At 74.4% G+C, this 14,803-nt stretch carries 11 protein-coding genes; 6 read left to right on the top strand and 5 right to left on the bottom strand.

The window, feature by feature from the left end; genetic code table 11:
* The 3 genes from ACI2LW_RS20290 to glgB form a co-directional block, all read left to right on the top strand.
* The coding region (locus ACI2LW_RS20290; protein WP_404732588.1) for an alpha-glucosidase C-terminal domain-containing protein at nt 1-360 on the top strand (360 nt) is incomplete at its 5' end.
* Between the two features lie 80 nt (nt 361-440).
* Entirely contained in the window at nt 441-1,886 is a 1,446-nt protein-coding gene (locus ACI2LW_RS20285) for a maltokinase (RefSeq protein WP_404732587.1), read from the top strand.
* Nucleotides 1,887-1,952: 66 nt separating this feature from the next.
* Nucleotides 1,953-5,063, top strand: coding sequence for a 1,4-alpha-glucan branching enzyme (gene glgB, locus ACI2LW_RS20280; RefSeq protein ID WP_404732586.1), 3,111 nt, complete (start codon nt 1,953-1,955; stop codon nt 5,061-5,063).
* Between the two features lie 120 nt (nt 5,064-5,183).
* Here the strand turns inward: glgB and ACI2LW_RS20275 are convergent, their stop codons facing one another.
* The 4 genes from ACI2LW_RS20275 to ACI2LW_RS20260 form a co-directional block, all read right to left on the bottom strand.
* Entirely contained in the window at nt 5,184-7,433 is a 2,250-nt protein-coding gene (locus ACI2LW_RS20275) for a HelD family protein (protein ID WP_404732585.1), read from the bottom strand.
* A 172-nt stretch (nt 7,434-7,605) separates the two neighbouring features.
* The gene (locus ACI2LW_RS20270) at nt 7,606-7,950 is read right to left on the bottom strand and encodes a thioredoxin family protein (protein WP_404732584.1); all 345 of its coding nucleotides are present in this window, start codon (nt 7,948-7,950) and stop codon (nt 7,606-7,608) included.
* The gene (locus tag ACI2LW_RS20265; protein WP_404732583.1) at nt 7,947-8,375 is read right to left on the bottom strand and encodes a MerR family transcriptional regulator; all 429 of its coding nucleotides are present in this window, start codon (nt 8,373-8,375) and stop codon (nt 7,947-7,949) included. The genes ACI2LW_RS20270 and ACI2LW_RS20265 overlap by 4 nt, the downstream gene beginning before the upstream one ends.
* Before the next feature lie 45 nt (nt 8,376-8,420).
* Nucleotides 8,421-9,185 (bottom strand): DUF2127 domain-containing protein, encoded by a 765-nt coding sequence (locus tag ACI2LW_RS20260; protein ID WP_404732582.1) that lies wholly within the window; start codon nt 9,183-9,185, stop codon nt 8,421-8,423.
* A gap of 166 nt (nt 9,186-9,351) precedes the next feature.
* On the opposite strand from ACI2LW_RS20260, the gene ACI2LW_RS20255 reads away from it, so the two are divergent.
* Nucleotides 9,352-9,960: a TetR/AcrR family transcriptional regulator gene (locus ACI2LW_RS20255; RefSeq protein ID WP_404732581.1), complete on the top strand. Its 609-nt coding sequence runs from the start codon at nt 9,352-9,354 to the stop codon at nt 9,958-9,960.
* Between the two features lie 221 nt (nt 9,961-10,181).
* Here ACI2LW_RS20255 and ACI2LW_RS20250 read toward each other — a convergent pair whose 3' ends face one another.
* Nucleotides 10,182-11,573 carry a cation:dicarboxylate symporter family transporter gene (locus tag ACI2LW_RS20250; protein WP_404732580.1) on the bottom strand — a complete coding sequence of 464 codons (1,392 nt, stop codon included), beginning with the start codon at nt 11,571-11,573 and terminating at the stop codon, nt 10,182-10,184.
* A 151-nt stretch (nt 11,574-11,724) separates the two neighbouring features.
* On the opposite strand from ACI2LW_RS20250, the gene ACI2LW_RS20245 reads away from it, so the two are divergent.
* Complete coding sequence (locus ACI2LW_RS20245; protein WP_404732579.1) at nt 11,725-13,461, top strand: ATP-binding protein; 1,737 nt, start codon at nt 11,725-11,727, stop codon at nt 13,459-13,461.
* Nucleotides 13,458-14,201 (top strand): response regulator, encoded by a 744-nt coding sequence (locus ACI2LW_RS20240; RefSeq protein WP_404732578.1) that lies wholly within the window; start codon nt 13,458-13,460, stop codon nt 14,199-14,201. The genes ACI2LW_RS20245 and ACI2LW_RS20240 overlap by 4 nt, the downstream gene beginning before the upstream one ends.
* Nucleotides 14,202-14,803 lie beyond the last annotated feature (602 nt).

The following is a 14,803-nucleotide window of genomic DNA, read 5'->3' as shown; positions in this document are numbered from 1 at the left end:
ACCAACGTCGAGGCCTCCATGTCCTCGCCCTCCTCGCTGCTGCACTGGACCCGCCGCATGATCGAGATCCGCAAGCAGAACCCCGCCTTCGGACTGGGGTCCTACACCGAGCTGCCGTCGTCGAACCCGGCGGTCATCGCGTTCCTGCGGGAGTACGAGGACGACCTCGTGCTGTGCGTCAACAACTTCTCGCGGTTCGCCCAGCCCACCGAACTCGACCTGCGCGCCTTCCACGGGCGGCATCCGGTCGAGCTGTTCGGCGGGGTGCGTTTTCCGGCCATCGGGGACCTGCCGTACCTGCTGACCCTGGCGGGTCACGGCTTCTACTGGTTCCGTCTGCGCAAGGAAGCGGCTGTCTAGTGCCGCGGGTGGGGCGGTTTCTCCCGCCCCACCCGTGGGCACGCGTCAGTCACACCCGACCAGCGATTGGACGCGACGCCATGTCGGAAGCCGTCATACGCCCCGTCACCGCCGGCAACCCCGGCCTGCTTGCGTCCCTGGACCCGCTGCTGCGCGAGTGGCTGCCCAGGCAGCGCTGGTTCGCGGGGAAGGGACGGCCGGTCACGGGGTTCTCGCTGGTCGCGGCCACGGAGCTGCTGCCCTCCCCCGGGATGTCCGGGTCCGCCGAGCCGGGCGGCGCGTCCTCGGGCAAACTGGGTCTGTACCACCTGCTGGTGCGCGCCCACCAGCCGCGCGAGGCCGGCCACGGCGCCGTCTCGCACCCCGGCGACTGCTACCAGCTGCTCATAGGCGTGCGCCAGGCGCTGCCCCCGCGGCTGGCGCCGGCGCTGATCGGCCATGTGCAGGAGGGCCCGCTCGCCGGGCGCACGGTCTACGAGGCCCTGTACGACCCCCGGCCCGCCGAGGTGATCCTGGAGGCGCTGCGCACCCGGGCCCGCATCGGGGTGCTGCGGTTCGAGCGGCGGGAGGAGATACGCCCGGACCTGGTGCCGCGCGTGGTGACCGCGGAGCAGTCCAACTCCTCCGTGGTGTACGGCGATACGTTCATCCTCAAGCTGCTGCGCCGGGTGCTGCCCGGCATCAACCCCGACCTGGAGCTGCCGCTGGCGCTGGCCCGTGAGGGCTGCCCGCGGGTGCCCCCGCCGACCGCGTGGATCACCGCGGACCCCGACTCGGGCGCCGAGGAGAGCTACGTCCTGGGCGTGCTCCAGCCCTATGTGCAGGGCGCCTCGGACGGCTGGGAGCTGGCCCTGCGCGAGCTGGCCAAGGGCGAGGACTTCAGCGCCGAGGCCCGGGCGCTGGGCCGTGCCACGGCCGAGGTGCACACCGCGCTGGCCCGGGCGCTGCCCACCGTCACCCTCGGTCACCTCCAGCTCGAGTCCCTGGTGGCCGCCATGAGGGAGCGCCTGGAGGCGGCGGCGCAGGCGGTGCCCTCGCTGCAGCCGTACGCCCCGGGGCTGCGCTCCGCGTTCGACGCGCTCGCCGGCCTGGCCCGCGAGGGCCACACCTGGACCGCCCAGCGCATCCACGGCGACCTGCACCTCGGGCAGTGCCTGCGCTCCCCCGCCGGGGAGTGGTGGCTGATCGACTTCGAGGGAGAGCCCACGAAACCACTGGCCGAGCGGCGGATGGCCCAGCCCGCGGTGCGGGACGTCGCGGGGATGCTGCGCTCCTTCGACTACGCCGCCCACTCGGCCGGGGGCCCGCCCGCCGAGGACTGGGCCGCCGCCTGCCGGGCCGCCTACTGCACCGGGTACGCCGAGGTCAGCGGGCGTGACCCGCGCACCGAGCCCGTGCTGCTGCGGGCGTACGAGACCGACAAGGCGATCTACGAGGTCCTCTACGAGGCCCGGCACCGACCCGACTGGCTGGCGGTGCCGCTGTCCGCGATACGCCGTCTGGCCACCGAGGACGTCACCACCTGACCGCACCCGACCGACCGGACGACCCCACCGACACCTGCCCTGACCTGCGCCGAGGAGGCTCCGCCCGTGACCCCGCGCCCCCCGTCCAGCGGTTCGAACCCGAGGAAGACGGCCGAGGCGGCCGGTGGCGAGCAGCCACCGGCCGCGAAGAAGTCCGCCGCGGCGAAGACGGCGAAGACGGCCGAGACGGCCAAGACGGCGGCGAAGAAGACCGCGACGAAGGCCGCGGCGAAGGCCGTGCAAGCCGCGAAGAGCGTGAAGAAGGCGGCGGAGAAGCAGGTGCCGCCGCAGAAGGCGGCCACGAAGAGCACCGCCGCGAAGAAGTCCGCCGCCGGCCCCGCCCCCGCGAAGAAGACCACGGCCCGGAAGGCGGCGGCGAAGAAGACCGTGGCGAAGAAGGCGGCCACGAAGACGGCGGACGCGACGAAGGCCCCGGCCACGAAGGCCGCGGCGAGCAGGACCACGACGGCCAAGGCCACGGCGAGCAAGGCTGCCGCGAGCAAGGCAGCGGCGAAGAGGACGACCGCGGGGACGGCCACCGCCACCAAGGCCGCCGCCGGGAAGACGCCCGCGAGCAAGGCCGCCACCACCAAGGCGGCAGCGACGAAGGCGGCGACCACGAAGGCGGCCGCGGCCAAGTCCGTGGCGACGAAGGCTGCCGCCGCCGGGACCACGGCGGCGCAGGCGCCCGCCAGGAAGACCGCGGGCAGGAAGACCGCGGCCAGGACGGCACCCGCGAAGAAGGCTCCCGCACTCGCGGACGCGACGCCCGCGGCGCCGCGGGCGTCCGCGCCGGACGCCGCCGTGCCGGAGACGGCCGCGGCCGCGGCCACCGTGCCGGAGAAGGCCGTACCGGCGGCCGGCGTGCCGGAGGCGACCGCTCCCCCGGCCCCGCGGCCGGAAACGGCCGGGTCCGCGACGGCCGCACCGGAGGCGGGAGCGGGGGCGGAGGCGTCCGGGACGGCCGCACCGCCCACGCCGCCCCCGCTCTCGGTGGTCGTGGCCGACGCCGTGGACCGCGACCGGCTGCTCGACGGGACGCACCACGATCCGCACGCGGTGCTGGGCGCCCACCAGGTGCCCGGCGGTGTGGTCTTCCGCGCGTTCCGGCCGTACGCGCTGGGCGTCACCGTGGTCGCCGGGGAGCACCGGGTCGATCTGCACCACGACGGGCACGGCTTCTTCTCGGGCTGGCTGCCGCTGCCGGAGGTGCCGGCCTACCGGCTGGAGGTGGCCTACGAGGGGACCGTGCAGGACACCGCGGACGCGTACTCCTTCCTGCCCACGCTCGGCGACCTCGATCTGCACCTGATCGGCGAGGGGCGGCACGAGCAGCTGTGGCAGGCGCTCGGGGCGCATCCGATGACCGTGCAGGGCGTGGCGGGGACCCGGTTCGCGGTCTGGGCGCCCAACGCGCGGGGCGTGCGGGTGGCCGGCACCTTCAACTTCTGGGACGGCACCGGGTACCCGATGCGCTCCCTGGGCTCCACAGGCGTGTGGGAGCTGTTCGTGCCGGGCATCGGCGAGGGCGAGCTCTACAAGTTCGAGATCACCCGCCCGGACGGCTCCCGGACGCTGCGCGCCGATCCGCTGGCCCGCCGTACCGAGGTCCCGCCGGCCACGTCGTCCGTCGTCACCGCCTCGCACCACGAGTGGGGCGACCAGGAGTGGCTGGAACGCCGTGCGCTGCGGCCGGCCCACGAGGCGCCGTTCTCGGTGTACGAGGTGCACCTGCCGTCCTGGCGGCCCGGGCTGACGTACCGTGAGCTGGCCGAACAGCTCCCGGCGTACGTCAAGGACCTGGGGTTCACCCATGTGGAGCTGATGCCGGTCGCGGAGCATCCCTTCGGCGGCTCCTGGGGCTACCAGGTCACCGGGTTCTACGCGCCGACCGCGCGGCTGGGCACCCCCGACGACTTCAAGTACCTGATCGACGCCCTGCACCGGGCGGGCATCGGCGTGCTGATGGACTGGGTGCCGGCCCACTTCCCGCGCGACGCGTGGGCGCTGGCGGAGTTCGACGGGCGCCCGCTGTACGAGCACTCCGATCCACTGCGGGCCGCCCACCCCGACTGGGGCACCCTGGAGTTCGACTTCGGCCGCCGCGAGGTCCGCAACTTCCTGGTCGCCAACGCCCTGTACTGGTGCGAGGAGTTCCACATCGACGGACTGCGCGTGGACGCGGTGGCGTCGATGCTGTACCTCGACTACTCGCGCGAGCCGGGGCAGTGGACGCCGAACGAGCACGGCGGCCGGGAGAACCTGGACGCGGTGGCGTTCCTCCAGGAGATGAACGCCACCCTGTACCGGCGGGTGCCGGGCGTGGTGACCGTGGCGGAGGAGTCGACGGCCTGGGACGGCGTGACCCGGGCGACCCACCACCGGGGGCCGAGCGGCTTCGGCGGCCTCGGCTTCGGGCTGAAGTGGAACATGGGCTGGATGCACGACTCGCTCCAGTACATGAGCCACGATCCCGTCCACCGCAAATACCACCACGGCGAGATGACGTTCTCGATGGTGTACGCCTACAGCGAGAACTACGTGCTGCCGATCTCCCACGACGAGGTGGTGCACGGCAAGGGCTCGCTGGTGTCGAAGATGCCCGGGGACTGGTGGCAGCAGCGCGCCAACCTGCGCGCCTACCTCGGCTTCATGTGGTCCCACCCGGGCAAGCAACTGCTGTTCATGGGACAGGAGTTCGCCCAGGGCGCCGAGTGGTCCGAGACGCGCGGCCCGGACTGGTGGCTGCTCGACCCGTCCTATGGCGCGGCGGCCGACCACCGGGGCGTCCTCGACCTGGTCCGCGACCTCAACGCCGTCTACCGCGTCACGCCCGCGCTGTGGGCCCGGGACGTGCACCCGGACGGGTTCCAGTGGATCACCGGGGACGCGGCGGAGGACAACCTGTTCGCGTTCCTGCGGTACGACGCCGGGGGGACGCCGCTGCTCGCGGTGTCCCACTTCGCCCCGGTCGTGCGCCCCGACTACCGCCTGGGCGTCCCCGACGACGTGCCCGCCTGGGTGGAGGTGCTCAACACCGACGCGGGCCGGTACGGCGGCAGCGACGTCGTCCACCCCGACCCGCTCAAGCCGGAGCCGCAGCACCGGCACGGCCGCCCGGCCAGCATCCGCCTGACCCTGCCCCCGCTGGCCACGGTCTGGCTCCGCCCGGCCTGAGACGCCACCCGGCCGGGCCGGCCGCGCCGGCGGCCGCCCGGGCCGGGAACCCGTCCGCCGTCCGCCGGCCGCCGCGTGGACGTCGCGGCCCGGCGGGCGGGACCGGCGGCCGGCCCTGTCTCAGGGCGCCGCCGGTTCCCGTGCCAGCGCCTGCGCCAGGGCGGCGGGCAGTTCGCCGGTGTGCACCACGCCCAGGCGCTGGGTGGCCCGGGTCAGGGCGACGTACAGGTCGCTGGTGCCGTAGCGGCCGGGCTCCACCACGAGGACGGAGTCGAACTCCAGGCCCTTGGCCTGGCGCGGGTCGAGGAGGACCACCCGCCGGGTGAGGTCCGGCTCGGCGCCCGCCGTCACGCCGTCCAGCCTGGCGGCCAGCGCGCGGTGCAGCTCGCGCGGGGCGATCACGGCGAGCCGGCCCTCCGCCGGGGTGAGGTCGGCGACGGCCTCGGCCACCTCCGCGGGCAGGTCGCGGGCGGCCCGCGCCCAGGGCCGTACGCCGGTGGAGCGGACCGAGCTAGGCGGCCGGAAGCCGGGGTTCCCGGCGCGCACCACCGCGGCCGCGACGTCCATGATCTCGGCGGGCGTACGGTAGTTGACGCCCAGCCGGGTGTGCTCCCAGCGGTCCTCGACGTACGGCTCGAGGATGTCCGCCCAGGAGCCGACGCCGGCCGCCTCCGCGGTCTGCGCCGGGTCGCCGACCAGGGTCATCGAGCGGGTCGGGCTGCGCCGCATCAGCAGCCGCCAGGCCATCGGGGACAGCTCCTGCGCCTCGTCGACGACGATGTGCCCGAAGGCCCAGGTCCGGTCGGCCGCCGCGCGCTCGGCGGCGCTGCGGTGGTCGTCCTCCTCCTGCCGTTCGGCGAACCGCTCCGCGTCGATGATGTCGTGCGCGGACAGCACCTCGGAGGCGTCCGGGTCGCTGTCCTCCTTGTCCTCGAACTCGTAGGTCCGCGACGCGTAGGACACGTCGAGCACGCCCTGCGCGTACGCCACCTGCGCCTCGCGCTCGCGCTCGGCGCGGGCCCGGGCCAGGCGGTCGTCCTCGCCGAGCAGTTCCGCCGCCTCGTCCAGCAGCGGGACGTCGGCGACGGTCCACGCCCGGGTCACCGGGCGGCGCACGGCGTCCGCGTCCTCCTCGCTCAGGTGGGCCTCGGGTTCCGCCAGGAAGTCCGCGACCAGCCGCTGCGGGGTCAGCCGCGGCCACAGCCGGTCGATGGCGGACCACACCTCGGGGTTCTCGGCGAGTTCGTCGCGGATCTGGGTGAGGTCGCTCGGGTCGAGCAGGTTGGATCCGTCGTAGGGGTCGGTGCCGATGCGCTCGGCGACCATGTCGGTGAGCGCGTTCAGGATGTGTCCCTCGAAGTGCTCGCGGGCCACGTTGTGCGGCAGCCCGGTGGCGCGGGTGCGCTCGCGGGCGACGTTCACCAGGCCGTCGTCGAGCATCAGGACCTCGCGGTCGTGCTCGATGGTGATCACCGGGTCGGGCAGCGCCTGCCGGTCCCGTACGACGGCGGCGAGCACGTCGGCCATGGCGGCGCGGCCCTTCACGGCGGCCGCCCGCGGGGTGTCGGCGGCCGTCGCCCGTACCCCGGGGAACAGTTCGCCGACGGTGGCCAGCAGGACGCCGGTCTCGCCGAGCGAAGGGAGCACCTCGCCGATGTAGCCGAGGAAGGCCGGGTTGGGCCCGACGATCAGCACGGCGCGCCGGGCGAGCAGCTCCCGGTGCTCGTAGAGCAGGTACGCCGCCCGGTGCAGGGCGACCGCGGTCTTGCCGGTGCCCGGGCCGCCCTCGACCACCAGCACGCCGCGGTGCGGGGCGCGGATGATGCGGTCCTGGTCGGCCTGGATGGTCCGCACGATGTCGCTCATCCGGCCGGTGCGGGCCGAGTCGAGCGCGGCGAGCAGCACCGCGTCGCCGGTGGGGTCCTCGTGGCCGGTGCGGGTGGTGTCGCCCAGGTCGAGGATCTCGTCGTGCAGGGCGGTGACGCGGCGGCCCTCGGTGGCGATGTGGCGGCGCCGGCGCAGCCCCATCGGGGTGTGGCCGGTGGCCAGGTAGAAGGGACGGGCCACCTCGGCCCGCCAGTCGATGAGCACGGGCGTGCGCTCGGCGTCGTCGGCGCGCAGGCCGATGCGGCCGATGTGGTGGGCGGTGCCCGAGGCGAGGTCGATCCGGCCGAAGCAGAGGGAGCCGTCCACGGCGTTCAGCGCGGCGAGCAGCCCCGAGCGCTCGGCGACCAGGATGTCGCGCTCGAGCCGGGCCTGCATGGGCTTGTCCCCCTGGGCGAGCGCGTCCGCGACGGACGACTCGGTCCGGCCGCGCAGCGCGTCCACCCGTGCGTACAGGTCGTCGACGAATTCCTGTTCCTGTCGCAATTCACCGTCAGAAAAATCGGTGTTTGACAATTCCACTCCCGGCCGCATATACTGTCGTCAGTGAACTTCTCCGCGACTCATTCCCAGTGAAGTCGCGAACCACCGAATATACGCAGAGAAATCCCCCGGGCGCAATTGCCCGGGGGATTTCTTTTCTGTGCGGCCGGTCCGCTCAACGCCGCTCGGGGAGCACGTCCGCCAGTTCCTGGAGCAGCCGCCGCCTGGGCCGGGCCCCCACCATCGACCGCACGGGTTCGCCGGCGCGGAACACCATGAAGGTCGGCATCGACAGCACCTTGTACGCGTTCGTGGTCTCCGGATTGGTGTCCACGTCGAGCTGCACGACCTTCAGGCGGTCGCCCTCCTCCCCGGCGAGCGCGGCGAGCACGGGGCCCATCTGCCGGCACGGCGGGCACCAGTCGGCCGTGAACTCCACGAGGACCGGCAGGTCCGAGCCGAGCACCTCCGCCGCGAAGTCCGCGTCCGTCACCTCTGCCACACCCGCTGCCCCGATCATCGCTGCCGCCCTCCCAGTTCGCACAGGGGTTCCGGACCTCCCGGGACCCGCGCATCGGCGGCCAGCTCGTCGCGTGTCCGCTCGGCCCTCGCCAGCTGTGCGCCGACCTTGGCGCGCACCGCCCGCAGTTCGCCGATCAGCGCGTCGAGCTCGTCCAGCTTGCGCCGGTAGACCGCGAGCGAGGCCGGGCAGGAGTCCCCCTCGGGGTGCCCGGCCCGCAGGCACTCCACGAAGGGCCGGGTCTCCTCCAGCTCGAACCCGAAGTCCCGCAGCGTCCTGATCTGCCGGAGCAGCAGCAGGTCGCGCTCGTCGTACGTGCGGTGCCCGTGGGCGTCCCGCCGCGCGGGCAGCAGGCCCCGCGCCTCGTAGTACCGCAGCGTCCGCGTCGTGGTCCCGGCCCGCTCGGCCAGCTCGCCGATTCGCATGCGTACGAACGTAAGGCCTGACGCCGACGTCAAGGCAACGCCCGCTCAGACCAGCACGCCCGCCGACTCCTCCACCTCCAGCAGGGAGGCGCTGCGGCGTTCCTCGTCGAAGGCCCTGCGCCCGCCGCGCAGGCCGAACAGCCGCTTGGTGACGGCGATGTAGAGGACGGCGACGACGTTGAGCACCAGCGTGGTGATCTTCACGGGGCTGACGTGCTCGGTGAGCTCGTAGATCTCCAGTGGCAGGAAGGCCGCGGTGGCCACGACGGTGAGGTACTCCGCCCAGCGCCTGGCGTACCACAGGCCGACCGCCTCGATCAGTTCGACCAGGGCGTAGACCAGCAGCAGGCCCGCCACCAGGAGCAGCGTGGAGTGCCGGTAGCCGAACGTCTTCTGGATGGTACCGACGACCGGCGAGTGGTCGAGGTCGTAGTGGAAGTGCCGGAAGACCGGGCGGAAGACGTCCAGGTACTCGTTGAACAGCCGGCGCACCGCGTCCTGGCTGTTGCTGAACCGCCACACCGCCACCGCGACCAGCACGATGAACACCCCGCGCAGGGCGCGCTCGGCCGCGAGGAAGCGCAGGACGAACAGATCCCGCAGCACCTTGCCGCGCGGCACCAGCGGGGCGTCGCCGGCCGGCCCCGAGCCGTGCGGCTCGCCCAGCGTGAAGTCCCCGCAGCGCAGGCACCGCCACACCGGGCCCAGGGCGGTGTCGGCGCGCAGCCGGATCCGCAGCCGGGGGTCGTCGGGGGCGTAGGTCACATGCCCCTTGCGCGCGCAGGTGCGCCGGTCCCAGTCGATCGCCATCCCCCGTACCTCCGTACGTGCCTGTGCCTGTGCCTGTGCCGGGCCGGTGGCCCGGACGGCACGGCACCGTAGTGCATCGGGGGAGGAGACGACGACCGGGCGCTTTCAGTTCACGTACTTCGCTGCACACCGGTGCGCAACCGTCCGGGCGTGCAGAATGGCACCCATGCCCACGGGTCACACCAGTCGCGCCGACGCGAACCGGCGCCGCATCCTCGACGTCGCCCTCGCCGAGCTGCTGCGCGACCCCGACGCCTCCATGGACCGGATCGCGCGCGCCGCGGGTGTCGTACGGCGCACGGTGTACGGGCACTTCCCCAGCCGCGAGGCGCTGGTCGGCGCACTCGTCGACGAGGCGGTGCGGGCGCTGACCGCCGCGCACGCGGCGGGCCGCGCGCGGGCGGAGGACCCGGCGGAGGCGGTGGCGCGCTCGGTGCTGGCGCTCTGGCCCAGCGGCGACCGGTACCGGCTGCTGGTGGCGCTGGCCCGGCGCGCGGTCACCGCGCAGGGCGTGCGCGAGCGTCTGGCCCCGGTCCGCGAGAGCGCCGCCGAGCTGCTCCAGCAGGGGCTGGACCAGCACGTCTTCAGCTCCCCGCTGCCCGCGCGGGCCCTGGTCCGCGTCCACGAGCAGATCGTGTCCGCCCTGCTGGACGCCGTGGCGGACGGCCTGCTCGCACCCGCCGAGGCGGCCCGCGCGGCGGCGGTCACCGCGCTGACGGCGGCGGGGGTGCCCGCCTCCCTGGGCGGCGCCCTGGTGTCGCGGCTGGACGACTGAGACCGAGCGGGAGAGCGGCCTGGCCTCAGGCGGGCCTCCGACCGCTCGGCGGGACCGCTCGGCCCGGCCGCCCGGCGCGGGTGAGTGACCGGGCGCCCGGCCCGGGTTCAGGCGGGGCGGGACGCCCGGAGCGGAACGGCCGGCACACACCCGGCGGCCGGCACGGGCCGGGCGGGACCCGGTGGCCCCGCCCGGCCCCGTCGGCCTACGCCCTGGCCGGCCTACGCCTTGGCCAGCTCCTTCTCGTCGTCCCCCCGCTGCTCGGGCAGGGCGCCCGGGGCGGCGGTGCCGTCCGTGTCGTCGAGCAGGGTCCGCTCGTCGAAGGGCAGCTCCCCGGCGAGCACCCGGCCCACGCGCTCCTTGTCGACCTCGCCGGTCCAGGTGCCGATCAGCAGGGTGGCGACGGCGTTGCCGGCGAAGTTGGTCAGGGCGCGGGCCTCGCTCATGAAGCGGTCGATGCCGATGATCAGGCCGACGCCGTCCACCAGCGCCGGCTTGTGCGACTGCAGTCCGCTGGCCAGCACCGCGATGCCCGAGCCGGAGACACCGGCCGCGCCCTTGGAGGCGACCATCATGAACAGCAGCAGGCCGATCTGCTGGCCGATGCCCATCGGCTGGTCCAGGGCGTCCGCGATGAACAGCGACGCCATGGTCAGGTAGATCATCGTGCCGTCGAGGTTGAAGGAGTAGCCGGTCGGCACGGTGATGCCGACGACCGGCCGGCTCACGCCCAGGTGCTCCATCTTCGCGATCAGCCGCGGCAGCGCGGACTCCGACGAGGAGGTGGACAGGATCAGCAGGAACTCCCGGCCCAGGTACCTCAGCAGCTGGAACACGTTGACCTTGGCGACCAGCCGGGTCAGCGCCCCCAGCACGATCACCACGAACAGCACGCAGGTGACGTAGAAGCCGAGCATGATCGTGCCGAGCGCCTTCAGCGCGTCCGTGCCGGTCTCGCCCACCACCGCGGCCATCGCGCCGAACGCGCCGACCGGCGCGGCCCACATGATCATGGCCAGCACGCGGAAGACGAGCCGCTGGATGTGCTCGACACCGCGCAGGACGGGCTCACCGGTGCGGCCCATGGCCTGCAGCGCGAAGCCCACGAGCAGCGCCACCAGCAGGGTCTGCAGCACCTCGCCCTCGGTGAAGGCGGAGACGAAGGTGGTGGGGACGATGCCGAGCACGAAGTCGACCGGGCCTTCCGCCGCGGCCTTCGCCTGGTCGTGGCCGACGCTCTTGACCGCGTCGGTGAGGTGCATGCCGCTGCCCGGGTGGATGATGTTGCCCACGACCAGGCCGATGGCCAGGGCGACGCACGACATCACGATGAAGTAGCCGAGGGCGAGCCCGCCGACCCTGCCGACCTTGGCGGCCTTGCGCACCGACCCCACGCCGAGCACGATCGTGCAGAAGATGATCGGCGAGATCATCATCTTGATCAGGCTCACGAAGCCGGTGCCCAGCGGCTTCAGCTCCTTGGCGAAATCCGGTGCGGCGAACCCGACGGCGATGCCGAGGGCGACCGCGGCGATCACGGCCAGGTAGAGGTAGTGGGTGCGGTCCCGCTTGGCGGGGGGTGCGGCAGGTGCCGTATCGGCTGCGCTGGTCACTGCGGCCCTCCTTGACGACGGCGTCGGCATCACCGGCGTGCGGCTCACGTCCGGGGGTTTCGGGGAATGCCGTGACTATCTCCCGCCGTGTGAGGGCGGTCACCCTTCCGTTCATTTAGTTCACGCCAGAACCGGGGGGCAGACTGGCGGCATGCGTCTCCCCGCCCTGCCCAGACCCCGCAGCCTGGCCGGGCAGCTGTTCGCCATGCAGGCCGTGCTGCTCGCGCTCGTGGTGGCCGGGTACGCGCTGTTCACCTACGTCAGCGACCGCGGCCAGGCCGAGGAGGCGGCCGGCCGGCAGGCCACGGCGGTGGCGCGTTCGATCGCCGACGCCCCCTCGGTGCGCGCGGCGATCCGCACGGCCGACCCCTCGGCCGAGCTCCAGCCGTACGCGACGCGGGTGCAGCGGGACACCGGGGTCGACTTCGTCACGATCATGACCCCGCGGGGCATCCGCTGGACCCACCCGGACCCCGGCCAGATCGGCCGGCGCTTCCTCGGCAACATCGCCCGTGCCCAGCGCGGGGAGACCTTCACCGAGACGTACACCGGTACGCTCGGCCCGTCCGTCCGCGCGGTCACGCCGGTGGTGGACGACGGCCGCATCGTCGGCCTGGTCAGCGCCGGCATCAAGGTGGAGGCGATAACCCATCGGGTGCAGGACCAGGTCACGGCGCTGTTCGGGGTGGCGGCCGGCATCCTCGCGCTGGGCGCGGTCGGGACGTACGTCATCAACGCCCGGCTGCGCCGGCACACCCACGGGATGAACGCGGCCGAGCTCAGCCGTATGCACGACTACCATCAGGCCGCCCTGCACGCCGTGCGCGAGGGGCTGCTCATGCTGGACGCCCGGTACCGGGTGGCGTTGATCAACGACGGCGGCCGGGAGCTGCTGGGTGTGGGGAGCGAGGAGGAGGTCGTGGGAACGTCGGTGGCCGAGCTGGGGCTGCCCGCGCCGCTCACCGGCGCGCTGCTGGCGTCGGAGCCGAGGGTGGACGAGGTGCACCTGACCGACACGCGCGTCCTGGTGGTGAACACCTCCCCCGTCTCCGGCGGTGAGCGCCGGGGCACGGTGGTGACCCTGCGCGACGTGACCGAGCTGCAGTTCCTGACGGGCGAGCTGGACTCCGAGCGCGGTTTCACCCAGGCGCTGCGCTCGCAGGCGCACGAGGCGGCGAACCGGCTGCACACGGTGGTGTCCCTGATCGAGCTGGGCCGCGCGCAGGAGGCGGTCGACTTCGCCACCGCGGAGCTGGAGCTGGCCCAGGCGCTGACCGACCAGGTGGTCGCCGCGGTGGGCGAACCGGTGCTGGCCGCGCTGCTGCTGGGCAAGACGGCCCAGGCCAACGAGCGGGGCGTGGAACTCGTGGTCTCCGAGGACAGCGCCCTGGACGACGGCGTGCTCCCGCCGACGCTCCCGGCCCGCGACCTGGTGACCATCCTCGGCAACCTCGTCGACAACGCGGTCGACGCGGCCCAGGGGCGGGTGCCGGCCCGGGTCACGGTCACGGCCCGCGCGCAGGCCGCGGAACTGGTCCTGCGGGTCGCCGACACGGGCCCCGGCGTGGACCCGGCGCACGCGGACCTCGTCTTCCAGCGCGGCTTCTCCACCAAGCCCACCGGCCCCGCGGGCCGCGGGCTGGGCCTGGCCCTCGCCCGCCAGGCGGTCCACCGCCACGAGGGCACGCTCACGGTGGCGGAGTCCGCCGAGGGCGGCGCCCTCTTCGAGGCGCGGCTGCCGCTCGGGGACGGCGCGCGGGAGCGGACCCCGGCGGACGCGTCCGCCGGGGCGCCCGTCCCCACGACGCCCGGAGCCGGGCGGAAGGGCCCGGCGAGCGACGCGGTGGAAGCCCCGGAGAGTGACGCGGTGCGCGGAGGCGGGCTGTGACGGACGGTACGGCGGACAGACCGCCCATTCGCGTGCTGGTGGTCGAGGACGACCCGGTCGCGGCGGACGCGCACGTCATGTACGTGGGCCGGGTGCCCGGGTTCGTCGCGGTCGGCAAGGCGCGTACGGGGGCGGAGGCGCGCCGCGTGCTGGAGCGCACCGAGGTGGACCTGCTGCTGCTCGACCTGCACCTGCCGGACGTGCACGGACTGAAGCTGGCCCGGTCCCTGCGGGCCGCCGGTCACCACGCGGACGTCATCGCGGTGACGTCGGCGCGGGACCTCGCGGTGGTGCGGGAGGGGGTCTCGCTGGGGGTGGTGCAGTACGTGCTGAAGCCGTTCACCTTCGCGACCCTGCGGGACCGTCTGGTCCGGTACGCGGAGTTCCACGCGGCGGTGGGCGAGGCCAGCGGGCAGGAGGAGGTGGACCGGGCGCTGGCCACCCTGCGCGCCCCGGGCCCGGCCGCGCTGCCCAAGGGCCTGAGCGCGCCGACCCTGGAGCGGGTGACGGGCGCGCTGCGCGAGGCCGGCGAGGGGCTGACGGCGGCCGGCGTCGCCGAGGCCGTGGGCATCTCCCGCATCACGGCCCGCCGCTACCTGGAACACCTGGTCCAGACGGGCCGGGCCGCCCGCAGCCCGCAGTACGGCCAGGTGGGCCGCCCGGAACTGGTGTACCGCTGGGTCCCGGGCAGAAGAACGGGACCGGCGGACCCGGGACCGGCCACCCGGCACCCCCGCTGACACACCGCACGGCGAGCGCGGGGCGGCGGGACCCGGTCCGGCCCGGCAAAGGACGGCGGACCCGGCCCGGCCGGCGGGCGGAACCGGCGCGCGACGCGCCGGCGCAAGGCCCGCGCGGGGCGCGCCGTCCCGGATGCCGGCAGGCCCGCCCCGGCCGGGGCCAGAGCGCGGGACGCCCGTCAGGGGCCCGAGCACAGGCCACCCCGTCCGGAGCCGGGACGCGGGACGTCCGTCCGAGTCCCGGGCGGGGCACGCCCAGCCGATTTGGGTGGCGCGGGCGCGCGCCCCGCGCCGCGCAGGCGGCCGCACCCGGCGCGACGCGGGGCACGCCGACGCGGGTCCCGCACGGGGCGCGCCGACGCGGGTCCCGGGAGGATCGCCCGGCCAGGCCTGAGCGCAGGACGCCCGTCAGGGGCCGAGCGCACAGGGCTCCACCAGCCGATCCCGGAGCGGCGCAGGGCCCACCCGGCCGATCCCGACGCGCAGGGCCTGCCCCGCCAGGGCCTGAGCGCAGGGCCAGAGCGCAGGACGCCCGTCAGGGGCCCAAGCGCGCGGGGCACGCCCAGCCGATTCCGCGGGGCGGGCGCGTGCCCCGCGCCGCG

It is taken from the genome of Streptomyces sp. NPDC004065 (genome assembly GCF_044903565.1).
Classification (GTDB): domain Bacteria; phylum Actinomycetota; class Actinomycetes; order Streptomycetales; family Streptomycetaceae; genus Streptomyces.
The sequence above is the reverse complement of the archived record's forward strand: the minus strand, read 5'-3'. Positions and strand labels throughout refer to the sequence as shown.

Bases quoted from the DNA above. Each gene is read 5' to 3' on its own strand.
- ACI2LW_RS20265 (WP_404732583.1), bottom strand. From the start codon at position 8,375: ATGCGAATCGGCGAGCTGGCCGAGCGGGCCGGGACCACGACGCGGACG.
- ACI2LW_RS20255 (WP_404732581.1), top strand. From the start codon at position 9,352: ATGCCCACGGGTCACACCAGTCGCGCCGACGCGAACCGGCGCCGCATC.
- ACI2LW_RS20245 (WP_404732579.1), top strand. From the start codon at position 11,725: ATGCGTCTCCCCGCCCTGCCCAGACCCCGCAGCCTGGCCGGGCAGCTG.
- ACI2LW_RS20270 (WP_404732584.1), bottom strand. From the start codon at position 7,950: ATGATCGGGGCAGCGGGTGTGGCAGAGGTGACGGACGCGGACTTCGCG.
- ACI2LW_RS20285 (WP_404732587.1), top strand. From the start codon at position 441: ATGTCGGAAGCCGTCATACGCCCCGTCACCGCCGGCAACCCCGGCCTG.
- ACI2LW_RS20260 (WP_404732582.1), bottom strand. From the start codon at position 9,185: ATGGCGATCGACTGGGACCGGCGCACCTGCGCGCGCAAGGGGCATGTG.